Source organism: Sphingomonas sp. P3_C6 (assembly GCF_056402595.1).
In genome coordinates this window covers 1-16,082 of record NZ_JBFUHB010000024.1, presented here as the reverse complement: position 1 = coordinate 16,082, position 16,082 = coordinate 1, and the positions used below count along the sequence as shown (strand labels likewise).

16 protein-coding genes are annotated in these 16,082 nt (G+C 63.4%); 5 read left to right on the top strand and 11 right to left on the bottom strand.

Features of this window, described 5'->3' with window-relative positions:
* Positions 1–2: 2 nt before the first annotated feature.
* Together metK and lnt are read right to left on the bottom strand one after the other, a co-directional pair.
* On the bottom strand, positions 3–1,220 hold the full coding sequence (gene metK / locus AC1DT7_RS18680; RefSeq protein WP_478037687.1) for a methionine adenosyltransferase: 1,218 nt from the start codon (positions 1,218–1,220) through the stop codon (positions 3–5).
* A gap of 72 nt (positions 1,221–1,292) precedes the next feature.
* Complete coding sequence (gene lnt, locus AC1DT7_RS18675; RefSeq protein WP_478037685.1) at positions 1,293–2,909, bottom strand: apolipoprotein N-acyltransferase; 1,617 nt, start codon at positions 2,907–2,909, stop codon at positions 1,293–1,295.
* 143 nt (positions 2,910–3,052) lie between these two features.
* Here lnt and AC1DT7_RS18670 point away from each other — a divergent pair, with 143 nt between their 5' ends.
* Entirely contained in the window at positions 3,053–3,472 is a 420-nt protein-coding gene (locus tag AC1DT7_RS18670) for a VOC family protein (protein ID WP_478037748.1), read from the top strand.
* A gap of 11 nt (positions 3,473–3,483) precedes the next feature.
* Positions 3,484–3,786, top strand: coding sequence for a polyhydroxyalkanoic acid system family protein (locus AC1DT7_RS18665; protein ID WP_478037683.1), 303 nt, complete (start codon positions 3,484–3,486; stop codon positions 3,784–3,786).
* A gap of 23 nt (positions 3,787–3,809) precedes the next feature.
* On the opposite strand, the gene AC1DT7_RS18660 is transcribed toward AC1DT7_RS18665, so the two are convergent.
* The 4 genes from AC1DT7_RS18660 to katG form a co-directional block, all read right to left on the bottom strand.
* Positions 3,810–4,154: a hypothetical protein gene (locus tag AC1DT7_RS18660; protein ID WP_478037682.1), complete on the bottom strand. Its 345-nt coding sequence runs from the start codon at positions 4,152–4,154 to the stop codon at positions 3,810–3,812.
* Positions 4,155–4,221: 67 nt separating this feature from the next.
* Positions 4,222–4,707, bottom strand: a complete 486-nt coding sequence (locus AC1DT7_RS18655) for a hypothetical protein (RefSeq protein WP_478037681.1) — start codon at positions 4,705–4,707, stop codon at positions 4,222–4,224.
* 260 nt (positions 4,708–4,967) lie between these two features.
* The gene (locus tag AC1DT7_RS18650; RefSeq protein ID WP_478037679.1) at positions 4,968–6,293 is read right to left on the bottom strand and encodes a PQQ-dependent sugar dehydrogenase; all 1,326 of its coding nucleotides are present in this window, start codon (positions 6,291–6,293) and stop codon (positions 4,968–4,970) included.
* Between the two features lie 119 nt (positions 6,294–6,412).
* Positions 6,413–8,641: a catalase/peroxidase HPI gene (gene katG / locus AC1DT7_RS18645; protein WP_478037678.1), complete on the bottom strand. Its 2,229-nt coding sequence runs from the start codon at positions 8,639–8,641 to the stop codon at positions 6,413–6,415.
* A gap of 159 nt (positions 8,642–8,800) precedes the next feature.
* Here katG and AC1DT7_RS18640 point away from each other — a divergent pair, with 159 nt between their 5' ends.
* A complete protein-coding gene (locus AC1DT7_RS18640; RefSeq protein WP_478037676.1) occupies positions 8,801–10,420 on the top strand; it encodes an NAD(P)/FAD-dependent oxidoreductase in 1,620 nt (539 codons plus the stop codon).
* 151 nt (positions 10,421–10,571) lie between these two features.
* Here the strand turns inward: AC1DT7_RS18640 and AC1DT7_RS18635 are convergent, their stop codons facing one another.
* The 3 genes from AC1DT7_RS18635 to AC1DT7_RS18625 all read right to left on the bottom strand — a co-directional run bounded on the left by AC1DT7_RS18635 (position 10,572) and on the right by AC1DT7_RS18625 (position 12,702).
* Positions 10,572–11,372 (bottom strand): helix-turn-helix transcriptional regulator, encoded by an 801-nt coding sequence (locus tag AC1DT7_RS18635; protein WP_478037675.1) that lies wholly within the window; start codon positions 11,370–11,372, stop codon positions 10,572–10,574.
* Between the two features lie 112 nt (positions 11,373–11,484).
* Complete coding sequence (locus tag AC1DT7_RS18630; protein ID WP_478037673.1) at positions 11,485–12,108, bottom strand: hypothetical protein; 624 nt, start codon at positions 12,106–12,108, stop codon at positions 11,485–11,487.
* A gap of 51 nt (positions 12,109–12,159) precedes the next feature.
* Positions 12,160–12,702: a VOC family protein gene (locus tag AC1DT7_RS18625; protein WP_478037672.1), complete on the bottom strand. Its 543-nt coding sequence runs from the start codon at positions 12,700–12,702 to the stop codon at positions 12,160–12,162.
* Positions 12,703–13,149: 447 nt separating this feature from the next.
* Here AC1DT7_RS18625 and AC1DT7_RS18620 point away from each other — a divergent pair, with 447 nt between their 5' ends.
* Positions 13,150–14,358 (top strand): DUF3999 family protein, encoded by a 1,209-nt coding sequence (locus tag AC1DT7_RS18620; RefSeq protein WP_478037671.1) that lies wholly within the window; start codon positions 13,150–13,152, stop codon positions 14,356–14,358.
* 263 nt (positions 14,359–14,621) lie between these two features.
* On the opposite strand, the gene AC1DT7_RS18615 is transcribed toward AC1DT7_RS18620, so the two are convergent.
* Positions 14,622–14,993, bottom strand: a complete 372-nt coding sequence (locus AC1DT7_RS18615; RefSeq protein ID WP_478037670.1) for a hypothetical protein — start codon at positions 14,991–14,993, stop codon at positions 14,622–14,624.
* Positions 14,994–15,329: 336 nt separating this feature from the next.
* Positions 15,330–15,740, bottom strand: a complete 411-nt coding sequence (locus AC1DT7_RS18610) for a cupin domain-containing protein (RefSeq protein ID WP_478037668.1) — start codon at positions 15,738–15,740, stop codon at positions 15,330–15,332.
* Between the two features lie 152 nt (positions 15,741–15,892).
* Here AC1DT7_RS18610 and AC1DT7_RS18605 point away from each other — a divergent pair.
* Positions 15,893–16,082 (top strand): transposase (locus AC1DT7_RS18605; RefSeq protein ID WP_478037667.1); only part of this gene is annotated, 190 nt, incomplete at its 3' end.

Below are 16,082 nucleotides of genomic sequence, written 5' to 3'. Positions count from 1 at the left end.
CCTCAGGCCACGGCGGCCTTGAGCTGGTCGACCAGGTCGGTCTTTTCCCAGGTGAAGAAATCGCCCTCTGGCTTGCGGCCGAAATGACCATAGGCCGCGGTCTTCTGGTAGATCGGGGCGTTGAGCTTCAGGTGCTCGCGGATGCCCTTGGGGGTCAGGCGGACCAGCTGCGGCAGGACCTCTTCCAGCTTCGCTTCCGAGACCGTACCGGTGCCGTGCGTGTCGACATAGACCGACAGCGGCTCGGCGATGCCGATCGCATAACTGAGCTGGATCGTGCAGCGGCGGGCGAGGCCAGCGGCAACGACGTTCTTCGCGAGGTAGCGCGCGACATAGGCCGCCGAACGGTCGACCTTCGTCGGGTCCTTGCCGGAGAAGGCGCCGCCGCCGTGCGGGGCTGCGCCGCCGTAGGTGTCGACGATGATCTTGCGGCCGGTGACGCCCGCGTCGCCGTCAGGGCCGCCGATTTCGAAACGGCCGGTCGGGTTGACGTAGATCTTGGTCTCTTCGTCGACGAAACCCTCGGGCAGGACTTCGTTGAACACGCCGACGACATAGTCGCGAAGCTCCTTGTAGAGTTCCGGATTGCCTTCCTTGCCGTCGTAGAAATAGCCCGGGGCGTGCTGGGTCGAAACGACCAGCGCGGTCGCGCGGACCGGAACCTCGTTGCGATATTCCAGGGTCACCTGGCTCTTCGCGTCCGGCTCCAGGAACGGTACGACCTTGTTGTGGCGGTCATGCGCGAGCTTCTCGAGGATGCGATGCGAATAATAGAGGGTCGCTGGCAGCAGGTCCGGGGTCTCGTCGGTTGCGTAACCGAACATGATACCCTGGTCGCCGGCACCTTCATCCTTGTTGCCGCTCTCGTCGACGCCCTGCGCGATATGCGCTGACTGGGCGTGGAGGTGATTCTCGAACGAGAAGTTTTCCCAGTGGAAGCCGGCCTGCTCATAGCCGATGCGCTTCACGGTCGCGCGAACCGCCGCTTCGATCTCTTCCTTCGCGCCCGGCGCCCATTCGTCATTCTCGAAGACGCCCTTGCAGCGGATTTCGCCGGCCAGCACGACCCGGTTGGTCGTGGTCAGCGTCTCGCAGGCGATACGCGCATAGGGATCCTTCGACAGGAACAGATCGACCACCGAATCCGAAATCTGGTCGGCGACCTTGTCGGGATGGCCCTCGGAAACCGACTCGGAGGTGAAGAGAAACGAAGCGCGCATCAAATCTACCCTTGGCTAGGGCGGCTCCGGCAGGCCGGAAACCGCATATAAAGCTTTCCTTATATGTGTGCCCTAGCGAGCCGGCCGGCGGAAGGCAACGGCCAAGAGCAGCATTGCCGCCGTGACGATCAACGCCATCCAGTTGCCCAGGTGCGAGAACAGCGTCGGCGCGCCCGCATCGGGCAGGGGAAGCTCGATCGCGCCGGCCTTGTGCAGGGGCAGGCTGGCGAGCAACCGGCCATCGGCGGCGATCACGGCGGAAATGCCGGTCGGCGTGGCGCGGATGATCGGCAGGCCCTCCTCGATCGCACGCAACCGTGCCTGGGCGAGATGCTGGGGTGGGCCCCAGGCGCCGAACCACGAGTCGTTGGAGGGATTGAAGATCACCGCCGGGCGATGCGCGGGGTCGATCACCTCGCCGGAGAAGATGATCTCGTAACAGATGTTCATGCCGATATCGCCGAAGCCGGGCAGGGTGATGGTGCGCGGCTTGGGGCCGGGCGCGAAATCCAGGTCGCCTGGCACCAGCCGCTGCAGGCCGAATGTTGTGAGCAATGGGCGCAGCGGCAGATATTCGCCAAACGGCACCAGATGCGCCTTGTCGTACCGGGCGCGGATCATGGCCTTCGAATCGATTGCGAAGATCGAGTTCGTCCCGGTGGCGAGATTGCCGGCCGCATCGAACTGGAGCGCGCTGCCGCCGCTCAGCACCATGTCGTGCGGGCCGATCATCGACGCGATGTAGCGGCGGACCAGGCCGGGCGACCCCTGCCAGTAATAATCGACCGGATAACCGTCCTCGATGAAATAGCGCAGCGCGCCCTCCGGCCAGACGATCAGCCGCGGGTGCTTGCCGGGCGTCCCGACCAACGATTCCAGCGCAAGCAGATTGTTCTCGGCATAGTCCGGGGTCGGGCGTTCCTCTTCGCCGAGGTTAGGCTGCACGACGCGGACATAGGGGCGCCCGGCGGGGACGGCGGCCGGGGTGGTAGCGATCGGCATGCCTAAAAGCGCCAGCACGGCCAGCAGCGCGGCGGTGACGGCGGGCACGGGCCAGCGTCGCCCCGTCGCGAGGATCAGCGTTCCGGCAATGGTCACGGTCAGCCCGGACAGGGCATAAGTCCCCGTCCATGCCGCGATCCGCGCGACGCCGAGCAGCGGCACCCAGATGGCGCTGAGCGGATTCCACGGATAGCCACTCAGCAACGACGCCCGCAGCCATTCGGTGACGATCCACGCAGCGCCGAAGACGAGGAGATAGGCGAGGCCGGGCTTCGTCATGAGATCGCTCGCCGCGCGTGGGCTCGCGAAGCGCCAGGCGAGGCCGGCGGCGAACATCGGGTAGATGCCGAGATACAGCGCCGCCAGCAGCACGCCGACATAGCCGAGCCAGTGCGGCATAACATCCTGGTAGACGAACGGATGCTGCAGCCAGTTATTGCCGACTGCGAACTGTCCGACCCCGAACAGCCAGCCGCACAGCAGCGCCGGTTTCAGGCCCGGCGAGTCGTGGATCAGCCACATCCACAACGCGAAACAGGCGAGGGTGACAGGCCAGAGATCCAGCGGGGCGAACCCGGTTGCGGATAATGCACCGAGCGCGAGAGAGAGCAGGGCGGGGCGGCGTCCCGCCAGTCGCTTGAGTGCCAGGACCTGATTGTCGAGCAAGGCTTTTCCTACTTCCGTCATGCCGGACCTGTTCCGGCATCCATCGGGCCGCACATTCTTCGCAGGTTCGTATGCGGAACGGCGGACCCCGGAACAAGCCTGTCCCGGGCTTTGTCGAGGGATCCGGGGTGACGAGGCGCGGAAAAGAACGCTATTACGCCCCGATGAGCCTGCGCCCTTTCCATCTCGCCTTTCCCGTCCACGACATCCCCGCCGCGCGTGCCTTTTACGGCGATGTGCTCGGCTGCCCTGAAGGCCGCAGTGCCGATGCCTGGGTCGATTTCGACCTGTTCGGCCATCAGATCGTCGCGCATCTCGATCCGGCGGCGAAGCCGGTCGCGGTGGCCAACCCGGTCGACGGCCATGACGTGCCCGTTCCGCATTTCGGCGTGGTGCTGAAAATGGGCGACTGGGAGGCGCTTGCTGACCGCGTCAAGGCGGCAGGGATCCCCTTCGGTATCGAGCCGCATGTTCGTTTCAAGGGCGAGGTCGGCGAACAGGCGACGATGTTTTTCCGCGATCCCAGCGGCAACGCGCTCGAGTTCAAGGCGTTTGCCGACGATACGATGCTGTTCGCGAACTGAGGGCCAGCGAGATGAATGATCCCATCACCGTCGATATCCCGCACAAGCTCGGCCTCGCCGCTGCCCGCGCCAAGATCGAGAAGGGCATCGGCAAGTTCGCCTCCTTCGTGCCAGGCGGCGCGGTGACCGAGCATCGCTGGGACGGCGACACCCTGATCTTCACGGTCGAGGCGATGGGCCAGCGCGTCGCCAGCCGCCTCGATGTAATGGAAACCAAGGTCCATGCGAGCTTCGACCTGCCGCCGATGCTCCGCCTCTTCGCAGGCAAGATTCGCGACAAGCTGACCGAGAGCGGGAAGAAGCTGCTCAAATAAGCCCGGCGGCCTGCTCGTACGGGCTATTTTCCCTCGCCTTTCTTGGCGCCGCGGCCGAATTGGGCGCTGAGGCCGAAGCCGCCGCCCTGCTGGAATCCCAAGGTCACGCCCGGTGCCAATGTCACGCGGATGGGTGTTGATAGCGGATTCTCGCCATCCGGCGCCGGCGGGAGTGGGTGCAGGCGATATTGCTCGTCATTTCTCTTTCCGCAAACCACCACTTCGTCGGATGGCGATGGCGGGCAGGCCGCCGTAGCCGAAGGTTGCCGGGGAATGGGACTGTCGACTGGCCCTGCCCGTTGTTGATATCCGACGGCGGGCGCGATTCCTCCCGGTGGTTCGGCTTGCGGCAAATCGAACAAGGCCATCCTCCCATCATGTGGCCACCTCGACAAACGTGAGGGACAATACGGCGTTAAGATGGCGGGGAGGGCCCTAATCGTTCTCGATCCGGATCACGCCGATCCGCAGCAATTCCTCGGCACTGCGCGCGTAATTGGTGAGCATGCCCTCCAGAAACGGCTCAAGCCCGCGATCCTGGATGACGCCGCTCGGCAGGGTGACGCCACCGCGCTCGTCCTCGATCAGCAATCCGGTCTCGATCATCCGTGCGACGTGCCGGCGCACCGTCTCGCGGGGGAGGCCGCTCGCCGTGGCGATGGCGTTCCGGGAGATCGGCACGACCCATTCGCGCGGCAATATGTCGGTGCCGGCCAGGTCGCCGGGGATGCTGCGTTCACGCATCAGCCGCTGCACATTGGCGACAGACACGGTCGAATAGATCAGCAGCTCGGTTGGCCCGACCGGTGTCGCCGCCGCCATGGTGCGATGCATCGTCAGGAACAGGTTCATCAGCGAACACACCGCGACGCGCCAATTCTCCCCCATTTTCGCTGAGTTGGTGACGACACGTTCGCTCATCGGCATGCCCCTTCCGGTGAAATGGCCGGGACGGCCCCGTTACCCGATATGGGTATCGCCATATTTGTCTTAAACTATCGGTCAGCTTCGAGGAAGCTATACCGACGTCGCGAGAAGAGATCGGACGGGCGCTGCATCTGCGCATATCTGGTTTGGGAAGGAGCGCCAGCGGTCAGGGGCCGTGGACGCGCGACACGGGCTGCGGCGGGTTTCGGGGGGAGCCGGCTGCAGCCCGAAATCCCCCGCTTCCTGAAATCGTCCTATTTGGCGGCCACGCGCCAGATCACATTGCCCACATCGTCCGATACCAGCAGCGCACCGGTCTTGTCGGTGATCACGCCGACCGGGCGGCCCTGCGCCTTGCCATCCTTGTCTAGGAAGCCCGTCAGCACATCGACCGGCTTCGCGCCCTTCACCGGGAAGCCATTGTCGCCGAACGGCACATAAATGACCTTGTAGCCCGACACAGGGTAGCGGTTCCACGATCCGTGCTGGCCGACAAAGGCGCCATTGGCGAATTTGGGCCCGAGCTTCGCATCGCCCGCGAAGGTGATGCCGAGCGAGGCGGTGTGCGGCCCGAGCGCATAATCGGGGCGCTTCGAATATTGCTGGAGCGCGGGATTGGCCGGCTCGACCCGGGTATCGGGATAGCCGCCCCAATAATACCAGGGCCAGCCGAACTGATCGCCGAACTCGACCTGGCTCATATAGTCGGGCGCAAGGTCGGACCCGAGCATGTCGCGCTCGTTCACCGTCACCCATAGCCCGCCTGAGTGTGGCTCGAACGCCAGGCCATTGGGGTTGCGCAGGCCCGAGGCATAGATGCGGAAGGTCTTCGCCTCGGGATAGACCTGGAGGATGTTGGCGCGGAATTTCTCGGCGTCCAGGCCGTTCTCGGCGATGTTGCTCGACGATCCGACCGTTACGTACAGCGTCTTGCCGTCGGGATTGGCGATCACGTTCCGGGCCCAGTGGTTGCCGCCCGGGTTCAGCTTGATCACCGTCTCCGGCTTCGCATCGATCTTCGTGTCGCCTTCCTTGTAGGGCACGCGGACCAGCGCGTCGGTGTTGCCGATATAGAGCCAGTCCCCCATCAGCGCCATGCCGAAGGGCGAGTTGAGCCCCGACATGAAKGTCGTCTTCGTCTCGGCCACACCATCCCCGTCGGCGTCGCGTAGCAGGAGGATGCGGTTCGGGGAGGCGCCGCCTGCGCCCGCCTTGCCCATCAGATAGCCCATTACCATGCCGGTGATGCCGCCGCCCTGGCGCGGCGGCGAGTTGCTTTCGGCGACCAGCACGTCGCCATTGGGCAGGCGATAGAGCCAGCGCGGATGTTCGAGCCCGCTCGCAAACGCCTTCACCGTGAGTCCGGCGGCAGGCGTGGGCGTGACGCCCTTGGGCCAGCCGATTGCATCGGCTACCTTGATCGTCGGAAAGCTCTGGATCCGCGGTGGCGATATCTCCGGCCGCGCGCCCATGACCTGCTCGATCTTCAATTGCGCCACGTCCGGCGAGCGGAGCCAGAACCAGAAGGCGATCGCCGCGACGATCAGGATTCCGGTGATGATGAGGAGGTGTTTGCGCATGAGATAAGGTTACGCCAGCGAACGGGTGAAAGGAAGAGGCGCGGCGTCGCTTTCGGCAGCAAAAGGCCGCCAGCGAGGGGACGCCGGCGGCCTGTGAGCGCGTGCGCTCGGGGAAAGGCTCAGGCTTTCAGGTCGAATCGATCGGCATTCATGACCTTGGTCCAGGCCGCGGCGAAATCGTCCACGAACTTGCGGCCGGCATCGCTCGAAGCATAGACCTCCGACAGGGCCCGAAGCTGCGAGTTGGATCCGAACACCAGGTCGGTACGGGTCGCCGTCCATTTCTGCGTATTGGTCTGGCGGCACGTGCCGGCGAACTCCTCGTCGCCCGCCTCATCGATTTCCTTCCACGCCGTGCCCATGTCGAGCAGGTTGACGAAGAAGTCGTTGGTGAGCTGCCCCGGCCGATCGGTGAGCACGCCGTGCTTCGATCCGCCATGGTTGGCGCCAAGCACCCGCAGGCCACCAACCAGCACCGCCATTTCGGGGCTGCTCAGCCCGAGCAACTGGGCACGATCGACCAGCAGTTCCTCGGTCGGCACGCTGAACCGCACCGACAGATAGTTGCGGAAACCATCGGCCTTGGGTTCGAGCACGTCGATATTCTCGATATCGGTCTGCCCGGCGCTGGCATCGGTGCGTCCCGGCGTGAAGGGCAATGCCACATCGTGGCCGGCATCCTTGGCCGCCTTCTCGACTGCGGCGGTTCCGCCCAGCACGATCAGATCGGCGATGCTGACCTTCTTCCCGCCATTGGCGCCGTCGAAATCGGCCTTGATGCCGTCATAGACGCCGAGCACCCTGGCCAGCTTCTCGGGCTCGTTGACCGCCCAGTCCTTTTGCGGGGCGAGGCGGATGCGACCGCCATTGGCGCCGCCGCGATGGTCGGACTGGCGATAGGTCGATGCCGATGCCCAGGCGGTCGATACCAGTTCGGCGACGCTCAGCCCCGATCCGAGGATCTTCTGCTTCAGCGCGGCCACGTCGCCGCTGTCGATGGGCGCATAATCGGCCTTGGGGATCGGATCCTGCCAGATCAGGTCTTCGGCCGGTACCTCGGGGCCGAGGTAACGCGCCTTTGGCCCCATGTCGCGGTGGCACAGCTTGAACCACGCACGGGCGAAGGCATCGGCGAACTGATCGGGATTGTCGCGGAACCGTTCCGTGATCTTGCGATATTCCGGGTCCACCTTCATCGCCATGTCGGCGGTGGTCATCATCGTTGGCAGGCGGCGCTCGGGGCTGTGCGCGCCCGGGGCCAGGTCCTCCGGCTTCTGGTCGACCGGCTGCCACTGCTTCGCGCCCGCCGGGCTCCGCACCAGCTCATAGTCATAGTCGAGCAGCATGTGGAAGAAGCTGTGGTCCCAGGTAATCGGCGTCGGCGTCCAGGCGCCCTCGATACCGCTGGTGATGGTATGGTCGGCAATGCCGCTCTCATGCCGGCTCTGCCAGCCGAGACCCTGTTGCGCGATGTCGGCGCCCTCCGGCTCGGCACCGACCAGCGACGCGTCGCCCGCGCCATGCGCCTTGCCGAAGGTGTGGCCGCCCGCGACCAGCGCGACGGTCTCCTCGTCGTTCATGCCCATGCGGGCGAAGGTCTCGCGAATGTCGCGGCCCGACTGAAGGGCGTCTGGGTTGCCGCCCGGTCCTTCTGGATTGACGTAAATCAGGCCCATCTGGATCGCGGCCAATGGGCTTTCCAGCACCATCTCCCGCTCGGGCTGGATCCGGGTCTGGTTGTCGGCATGGCCGACCCACTCCTCCTCGGTGCCCCAATAAATGTCCTTCTCGGGCTCGAATACGTCGGCGCGGCCTCCGCCGAAGCCGAATACGGGGCCACCCATCGATTCGATCGCGACATTGCCCGTCAGGATCAGCAGGTCGGCCCAGGAGAGCTTGCGGCCGTACTTCTGCTTGATCGGCCAGAGCAGGCGGCGTGCCTTGTCGAGATTGGCGTTATCCGGCCAGCTGTTGAGCGGGGCGAAGCGCTGCGAGCCCGAGGATGAGCCGCCACGGCCGTCTCCGGTGCGATAGGTGCCGGCGCTGTGCCAGGCCATGCGGATGAAGAAAGGGCCGTAATGGCCATAATCGGCCGGCCACCAGGGCTGGCTGTCGGTCATCAGCGTGTGCAGGTCGCGCTTGACCGCCGCATAGTCGAGCGTCTTGAACTCGGCCGCATAGTCGAAATCGTCGCCCATCGGATCGCCGGAGAGACCGTTCTGCTGGAGGATCTCGAGCGAGAGCTGGTTCGGCCACCAGTCACGGTTGGTACGCCCCAGCAGCCGCCGCAACGCGGCAGGCTCCTTCATCGGGCAGCTCAACGGGTCTGCGCTCGTCTTCGCGTCCATAATCGGTCTCTCCTGCTTGTTGTTGCCCCTTCATGCCATGCCGACTCACATCGAAGAAATGCATTAAACCGCGATCAGTGATCGGATGGGTGATATTTACGACAGGCCGGAAATCCGGCGCCATGGCCGAATGGCAGGTCCGCCGTTATAGCGCCGGCCATGCTCCGCATCACCGAACTGAAACTGCCGCTCAACCATCCGGAAGAAGCCCTGGCCGCGGCGATCCGCAACCGCCTGCGCATCACGCCGCGCGACCTCGTCCGCTACACCGTCGCCCGCCGCGCCCATGACGCGCGCGACAAGAGCGATATCCAGCTCGTCTATTCGATCGACGTGACCTTGCGGGACGAGAATGCGATCCTCGCCCGCTTCCGCAAGGACCGCCATGTCCAGCGCACGCCCGACACCAGCTATCGCTTCCCGGTAAAGGCGCCCGCGGGCTGGAACGGCACGCGCCCGGTGGTGGTCGGCACCGGGCCATGCGGCCTGTTCGCCGGGCTGATCCTCGCGCAGATGGGCTTCCGCCCGATCATCCTGGATCGCGGCAAGGAAGTGAAGCAGCGCACCAAGGACACCTGGGGCCTGTGGCGCCGCAGCGTGCTCGATCCCGAATCCAACGTCCAGTTCGGCGAGGGCGGGGCGGGCACCTTTTCCGACGGCAAGCTCTACAGCCGGATCAAGGATCCCCGGCACCTCGATCGCAAGGTGCTGATCGAATTCGTCAAGGCCGGCGCGCCGCCGGAGATCCTGACCGAGGCGCATCCGCATATCGGCACCTTCAGGCTGGTCGCGATGGTGCAGAGCCTGCGCGAGACGATCGAGGGACTTGGCGGCGAATATCGCTTCGAGCACCGGGTCGACGGGGTCGATATCGCGACGGACGCCGACGGCACGCGCCGCGTGCGCGGCCTGCGCCTGCACACGGGCGAGTATCTCGAAGCCGAGCAGGTCGTTCTCGCGGTCGGCCACAGCGCGCGCGATACCTTCCACATGCTCCATGACGAGGGCGTGTTCCTGGAGGCCAAGCCCTTCTCGATCGGCGTGCGCATCGAGCATCCGCAAAGCTGGATCGACGATGCCCGGTTCGGTCATTCGGCCGGCCACCCGATCCTTGGCGCCGCCGATTACAGCCTGTCGCATCACTGCAAGAATGGCCGCACCGTCTATAGTTTCTGCATGTGCCCGGGCGGCACCGTGGTGGCGGCGACCTCGGAGGAGGGGCGGGTCGCGACCAACGGCATGAGCCAATATTCGCGCAACGAACGCAACGCGAATTCGGGCCTGGTCGTCGGCATCGATCCGGAACGCGATTATCCGGGCAATCCGCTCGCCGGCATCGCGCTGCAACGCCATTGGGAATCGCGCGCCTATGTCGCCGGCGGGTCGAGCTACAAGGCGCCGGCCCAGACCCTTGGCGACTTCCTGGCCGGGCGGCCATCGACCAGCCTCGGCACCGTCGTCCCGTCCTATCTGCCGGGTGTCCATCCGACGGACCTGGCGGAATGCCTGCCCGACTTCGCGGTGACCGCGATGCGCGAGGCGCTGGTCGCGTTCGGCCGGGAAATTCCCGGCTACGACCATCCCGATGCGGTGATGACGGGCGTCGAGACCCGCACCTCCTCCCCGCTCAGGATCACACGCGGCCCTGACTTGCAGAGCCTCAACACCAATGGCCTGTTCCCGGCGGGCGAGGGCGCCGGCTATGCCGGCGGCATCCTCTCGGCCGCGGTGGACGGGATCAAGGTCGCCGAAGCGGTGGCGGCCCGCATCACGGCATAGCCATTATCGGGGCCGCTACCGTCGGCCGCTTCAACGTTACCTGGCGGATATGCCGGATATGCCGGATATTCGGTCGTTACCTCAAACGGGAACGATTGAGATTGGTGGAAATCGAACGTTGCTTTTGTCGCGTAAGGCAGTTGTCGCGTGGTCAGCGCCCAGGGGTTTCACCCCCCGGCCGAAGAATGCCGCCCGCCATCCTGCCGTCGGCGTCGAGCAGGGCCGACATTATCACCTCGCCTTTGGCGAACACCAAATTGTAGGTGTCGTCGCCCATCGGGCCTCGCCCGCGGAAAGTCACTGACTTCAGCGCGCCGAACGAGCTGAACATGGGACGTGTCATGGGCAGATCGCGGCGGACGATTTCGGCGAACTGCGGAGAGAGTTTGTCGTAGTCGGGCGAGCCGCTCGCCAACCCGGAGACAAGACGCCGCAAGGCAGCCTCGGTGCCGGCAGCCGGCACGGCGCTGGATGCGGTTGGCGCTGCAGATTGGACGCTTGCTGGTGGGGTTGCCTGCCCCTCGATCGCGCCAGATGGCTGAACCCAGATCATCAGGGCTATTGCGGCAAAAAAGCTCATTAGCATTGCTCCTGAGACCACATAAACTTGGTGCCGCCGCATACTCCACGCGGTCTCGTTTCGCGGGGCGGCAAGGGAGCCGACTTCCTCGGCCCCTACATTGCCCGAAGGAAGGTCCGACGAGTCGGGTCCTGGCCGACCGTACCGCTCCAACGACTCCACCAGCTTCGCAGCTTCAAGGGATGAGGACAGGCCCAGCTTGGCGCGGGCCATCTTCAGCCGCTTCTCCACGGCGTGAGGCGAGATACCAAGATCGAGGGCCATTTGCTTGGCAGTCTGATGGCTCAGGCAGCGCTTGAGGCATTCCCGCTCGGCCATCGTCAGACGCAGGATCGCTGCCCGTGTGCTCTCGTCGATCAGGTCTGTCCTCATGTCGGCTAACGTAGCACTTTGAGAGCCAGTACCAACTCCGGCTGTCTGGTACCCCATCCGTCAATCCCATTCCGGCGCGGCGGCAATGCCAGGGCTGGCCAATGGCCCGGGCCTAAGGCCAATCAGCGTTATTTTGCAGCCCCAGACCTTCGCAATGGGGCGACAGCAGACCGGCAGTTGCCAGGACGAGAGATGGCGATAGCTGCCCTTCCGCCGACTCCTGCATCGAAGACCCATTTCCAGATGTTCCCGGCCAAAATTTCGTTTGCCGGCTTTCGGCAGAGATGCCGAGATCGCGCTCCAGATCGACGCTCCACCCGCGCGTATCCGGATGGATGATAAGCACGCCATCGACGTCCACCATGATCGCCTTGATCGCCATGCCACATTTCAGCATGGCTGGCGGTGGTGGATTCCGGACGACGAGCTTCTCGGTGTCGGTGCGCCGATCCCGGACCTTCGCGCTGCCGGGCGATTCCGGCAGAAACGCGCCCCATATATCGTCGTCCAGCGCGTCGATCGGTGTCCCTAAAACCTGCCATTCATTCAGGGACTTCGTAACGCCCCTTGAAAGTCCGGACCTGGGACATTTGCGCCGTTCGCTCGCGGCAATTCGAACGTCCGTCATTGCCAAAACCCGACACTCGAGAATTGGGTGTTTCTGCAAGGTGGAAGGCGGAAACCTGTCGGCCTGCGGTTCGGTAGGTCCAGGTCGCGAACCGGTGTTGGCTGCCATTTGCGGCAGTCCTGAAAAGGATGGTTGATCAGGAAAACTTCCGCAGGCTCACTAACGGGCCGGCGGCTGCATAAGCTCTATCGTGATATGATCGGGGCCTGAAACATATGCCACCAACGTACCCTTCCGTGGACCACCCGCGATCGGCAGCGGACTACCCTTGGCCTTCCATCCTGCTGCCTCGACGCGGGCAATAGTGGCATGAATATCCTTCACGGTCAGCGCCAGGTGGGCCGCTCCGATCGATCCCGCGCTGGAAGGCACCGCCCCGTTCTGGTGCCCTCTTGAATATTGCAACAATTCGACAACGTAGCCGTCTGGTGCCCTGACGATCGCCGTTTTCACACTCGGATCATCGACACCTGTAACCTGATGCAGGAAGTCGCCCCCCATCTCCGATTGCCGCTCAAGTGTGAAACCGAGCGCTCCCGTCCAAAACCGAACGGCTTCGTCCAAAGACGATACAGCGAAACCTGTGTGGTCCACGGCAATTACGTTTGCGGCGTCGTTCATTGCTGCACTCTCACTGGGCCGTGCTTGCGCTGTCTGGGCCTGCGCCCCGGTTGCAACCGACGCCAGCAGCATGGCGAACATGATCTTCGTAGTGCTTCTTTAACACTTTGAGCTCTTCTCGAATAGGAAGGCTCAGCGGCGGGAAGCCTGAGGCCGGATCAGCGTTGCCGGGCGCGTCATCTTCGCGCTTTCCCAAAATATGTTCCCTATAGTGTTTTCCCGAAACTGGCAGTTCGAGATGGAGAAACGGGAACGCTGCGGTTGCCTGGAGCGACCGGTTTAGGAGGCTGTTGCAATCTGCCGGAGGGTCGACGTTGGGGGCAACTGCCGACCAGCGGCTTTCTAATGCTCGATCGGCGGCTCTTATCAGATCCGGACGTCCGCGCCACCACACGGGAACGGCGATACTTGGTCGAAAACAGCATTGCTGCGGCAACTGTGTTATGAAATGCGGACATAGTCTTTGAGAGCTTTCTCGCCGAAGATCACTTGGCGGTCGGCGCCCCGCAGGGCCCAGGGGGACGGAACATGAAGCGCATTTTAATCCTCATTGCATTGCTTTCTGCCGCTTGCTCCAGCGGTCCGCCAGCGCCACCAAGGGGAGATGTGCCTGGTGCATTCGCCGTTCAACTGGAGGTAAAAGCAGCCAAGGGCAACGGCGCGCAACGGATCACGCTGCCAGCCGCCGCACTGGTTGCTCTGCGCGATCGTGATTTTGGGGATGTGCGTGTGTTCGACCACCGCGGCCACCCACTGGCGACTGCGCTAGAGGGTACAATTACGGGACCGGAATTCCTACCATCGTTCCACGAAGTCGCCGCCACTCCGATGGCAGTAGGCGTAGATGCGGGCAGTAAATCCTCTGGTCCGCTGCGCAAGGCTGTCTTGCTGGATACGCGATCAATCGATCGTCCCGTTAATGCACTTTTCATCCGCGCCATTCTGCCCAAATACGTCGCCGCGACTTTCAAGATCGAGTCGAGCTCGGATTTGAAGAAATGGGACCTGCTTGGCGAAAAGCTCCTCTATCGCACTGCAGTCAATGCTGATTTCCCCGATGTTCTGAACAACAGTCGCTTTGCAATGCACGGAACCAATCTGCGCGGCCGCTATCTCAAGTTGAGCTGGGTTGCCGCTCCGGGCGTGAACGCAACCGGTGCAACAGTTGCTATGCCCTTTGTTCGGGAGCAACCGCGGATCGCGTTGCCCACCAAGGGTGCAGCGCTTTCCAACCCACACGAGATCAAGTTCTCGGTGAGCTTCTCGACACCGCTTGCTGCGATCCGCCTGAGCCGGATTGGACTCGATGAGCCTGTGCCAATCGAGCTATATGGTCGTGACGAGCTGGAACAGCCCTGGTCAATGCTGGCCCGCGGAGTCATGCGACAAGATGGAGCGACGATCGAACTCGAACTCTCGGGCGCTAAATTTAATTTATACAAGCTGGTGGCGGATTCCCGCACCTCGGGTTTTACGCGCGCGCCCAAGCTCGACCTGATGGTCGAACCGTTGACCGTGCTGGCGATGTTCAATGGACAGGCGCCCTATCGACTGGCTGCCGGCAACCAGTCGAACCGAAATGGTTTCCGTTCCGTTCAGGAGATAGCTGGCAGTGCCGAGAAAGGCCTGTCGCTACCAGCGGCCACGGTCGATACGGGGCGCGCGCAAGTACCCATTGATATCACGTTCAAGAGTGGCGGAGATATTGGCGAGCCACGCTCTCGCCAGACCCGCTGAACGAACGGCCGCTTTTAGGGATGCGGTCTAGCTAGGAGCGTAAACGGCGGCTAGTTGGCGGCTGCAGACCGGCAGCTCCATGACACCCGGTCGGCGGCTCCTGTCAGACTCGGACGTTCGCGCCGCCACGGGGGAACGGCGATATCTGGTCGCCTGCTGCCAGACGCTCCTTGGGCGAAGCCGTCATTCACAAGCACGGCCGTGAAGATCGGGCTTCGGCTGAACGGCTTGAGGTGTTGGAAAGTGGACGTTCCGCGAGGTCGTCACGGACAGGGGTAACGCTTGTTCCAATCTCTTCGGAACGCTTCCCGAACGCTGAGGCGGGCGCGTTCCCCCGGCGGCACTGCACGGAGCATTTCCAGGAATTTTTGCGGATCGCCCCGCCACTTGCTACCTTTTGGAGGACAAGCGTTCGGTGGATGTGCTTGAGCGAGCCATTCGCCAAACGACGCCTGTGCTTCCTGCTGAAGGATCCGCGTGTCAGAAGACAGGGCGGCCAAGGCCCCACGCGCCTCCAGAGCCTGTTCTTTCGCGAGGAAGGTTGCCACCGTCATGGGGTTCGGCTGGGTTGCATTTGCCGCAGCCACGACAAACGAACCTGTGAGCGCAGCAGCAACTCGCAAGGGGGTCTTCAACTCTGCATCTCCTCAGCGAGTGAGGACTATAGCGTCTCCATTTGGCTCGGGAAATGCGGCGCTTGCTGATCGTCCACGTTGACCGGCGCGATCGGTAGCCTCCGTAGGGACCGGACGTTCACCGGAATGAGTAAACGACCGGAGCTGGGTCGAGAGCCGCCGCCAGCTTCGCGGCGGCCCAGAAGCGGCCGGTCGGCCCGCCGTTTCCTTCCACCAACTTTTGCCATTCGTTCATGTGGATCCAAGGCCTGCTTTCGGCCGGCCCGATCGGCGCCTGGTCGTCCTAAGGTGGTGGGAAGCTGCCGTTGATCGGCAAGTTAGGGTGAGCCCTATTGGTTATTTGACTGAATTACCGTCTTTGAACTCTACCCTCACGGCAAGAAACGGTGCCGTTCCTCGGTTCATCACGGCATGGAGTCCCTCTGGTTCCCCTCTAACGGTCTGCGTAGCCTCGAGCGCGGGGGCATCGGAGCGCCGGATCTCTATCGGGCGACCGTCCACCAACTTGTATTCAATATAGGTGATCGGCTGTGGCTGCTCGAAATACATCACGCTCGGCCAGCGGTGATCGTGGACGGGTTCAGTCGCACCGGGTGCCACCTCTACCCGCAGAACACGTATCTTGTCGTCTTCCATCAAAACACGGTGGCTGCTCGGCGCAGCGGCAACCGCATCGAAATCCTTTGCCGACGCGTTGGCCGAAGTCATGGTAGCGATCAGTATTGCCAGGGAGAGAACGTGCTGCACAACAACTCCTATCTACGCGGCCCGTCGTTCTTAGCGAGCCGAATGGGGAGTCGGCAAAATCGCGGTGGACGATCAACTATACAGAGTGACGTGCTCCCCTGAAATGTGACCGCGGATAAGTAGAGTCCGACACGCGAAGGGAGTCGGACGGGATGAAGCGGAGCAGGTTCAGCGAAGAGCAGATCATCGGGATATTGAAGGAGCAGGAAGCGGGGATGGCGACGGCGGATGTATGCCGGCGCCACGGGATCAGCCCAGCGACGTTTTACAACTGGAAATCGAAGTTCGGCGGGCTGGAGGTGTCGGAGACCAAGCGGCTACGCACGCTCGAGGACTCGAGGA